Origin of the sequence: Promicromonospora kroppenstedtii DSM 19349 (assembly GCF_000515355.1) — a bacterium.
GTDB classification, from domain to species: domain Bacteria; phylum Actinomycetota; class Actinomycetes; order Actinomycetales; family Cellulomonadaceae; genus Promicromonospora; species Promicromonospora kroppenstedtii.
Genome location: NZ_KI911598.1, coordinates 465 through 1,888 on the forward strand (window position 1 = coordinate 465; position 1,424 = coordinate 1,888).

General features: G+C 72.8%; 2 protein-coding genes and 1 pseudogene. 1 reads left to right on the forward strand and 2 read right to left on the reverse strand.

Annotated elements, in window-relative coordinates:
- The coding region (locus PROKR_RS03235; RefSeq protein ID WP_245605678.1) for a glycosyltransferase family 4 protein at nucleotides 1-702 on the reverse strand (702 nt) is incomplete at its 3' end.
- A gap of 71 nt (nucleotides 703-773) precedes the next feature.
- Between PROKR_RS03235 and PROKR_RS03240 the strand changes: the two genes are divergently transcribed.
- Nucleotides 774-1,217, forward strand: coding sequence for a hypothetical protein (locus PROKR_RS03240; RefSeq protein ID WP_036959482.1), 444 nt, complete (start codon nucleotides 774-776; stop codon nucleotides 1,215-1,217).
- Here PROKR_RS03240 and PROKR_RS32350 read toward each other — a convergent pair.
- Nucleotides 1,214-1,424: pseudogene (locus PROKR_RS32350) on the reverse strand (hypothetical protein); the annotation flags it as partial. The gene PROKR_RS03240 and the pseudogene PROKR_RS32350 sit on opposite strands and share 4 nt — an antisense overlap.

Below are 1,424 nucleotides of genomic sequence, written 5' to 3' on the forward strand. Positions count from 1 at the left end.
CAGCCGGCCCACCGCGGAGGCGACGGCTGCCAGCAGCGGCAGCATGCGCTTGCGGGGTGCGAACCGCGCGGCCGCCACGACGTGCACGGCGGCACCCTCGGGCCGGTTCCCGCGCTCGGTCCGCGGTATCCGCCACGACTCCAGGTCCAGGCCGTTGGGCAGGATCGCGACGTCGCCGCCGTCGGGCAGCAGCTGCCGCAACGGGTCCGCCGTCAGCTCACTGACCGCGGACCAGCGCACCGGCCAGCGCGACCAGCCCGTGACGACGTCGGCGGCGGCGAACAGGCGCGACGCCCCGCCCCACACGCTGTGCACGGTCAGCACGGCGGGCAGCCCCAGCCGGGTCACCGGTCGCAGCGCGGCCTGTGCGGTGGGGGCGAGCACCCCCATGTGCAGGTGGACGACGTCGGGCTGCTCGCCCCGGGCGATCGCCGCGCGCAGGTGCGTGGTCACGTGGGCGGTGGAGCGGGGGTGTATCGGCCAGCCGCACGGGACGCGGGCGGCGATGCGGTGCACCGTGACGCCGTCCTCGACGGCGGTGCTCACCCCGTGCGCACCAGGACGGGCGGGCGTCGTCGTGAGGACCTCGACCTGGTGGCCCGCCGCGACCTGCTGCGCGGCCAGGCGGCTCACCTGGGCCTCGATCCCGCCCAGCAGCGGCAGGTAGGTGTCGGAGACGTGGGTGATGCGCACGCCCGACATCCTCGCACCGGCGGGGTTGCCGCACGGTGCTACGCCGCGCGGTCCGGGTAGTTCGTACTTAGCGTGGAAAGATGACCGACTACACGAATGTCCCCGCAAAAGGGGTCAAGGGTGCTGGTGTGTTCGTGATCGTGGCCGGGATCATCATGATCGTGGCCGGGATCGCCGTGTGGATCCTCGTGGCGACGCAGCTGTCGGCCGAGAAGATCACCGTGTCCGACGACTCCACGTTCATGGGAGGCGTCTTCGCAGGTCAGCAGGTGCAGGGTCCGCTCACGGCCTATGCCCAGGCGGACATCATCAACCATCACGCGCTCGAGGCGTCCGGCGGGGCCACCTATGCCGAGCTGGAACAGGACGACCCCGTCCGCGACACCGTGATGGACGCGTCGTTCCTGCGTGCGTCGCTGTTCACCTCGGTGGTCGCGTTCGGGGTCTGTGCCCTGGTGGTCGGGCTCGGGATCGTCCTGGGTGTGATCGGGGGAGCACTACGCCGGCTGGCCCGGACCCCCTAGCGCCGTCGGACGCTGGAGATGACGGACCCGGCCACCAGGATCACGCCCGCGGCACCCAGCAGCACGATCAGGGCGACGCCCAGGTCGAACACCACCCCGGCCGCGACCGCGAGGATGCCCAGGCCGACCGCGATGACGATCAGGCCCCAGACCGCCGTGCCCACGCGCGGGCCGCGCTTGGGCGCGACCTGCGGCTGGGCCGGCTGG

Excerpts from the sequence above, each read along its gene's own strand:
- PROKR_RS03240 (WP_036959482.1), top strand. The coding sequence starts at position 774 with ATGACCGACTACACGAATGTCCCCGCAAAAGGGGTCAAGGGTGCTGGT.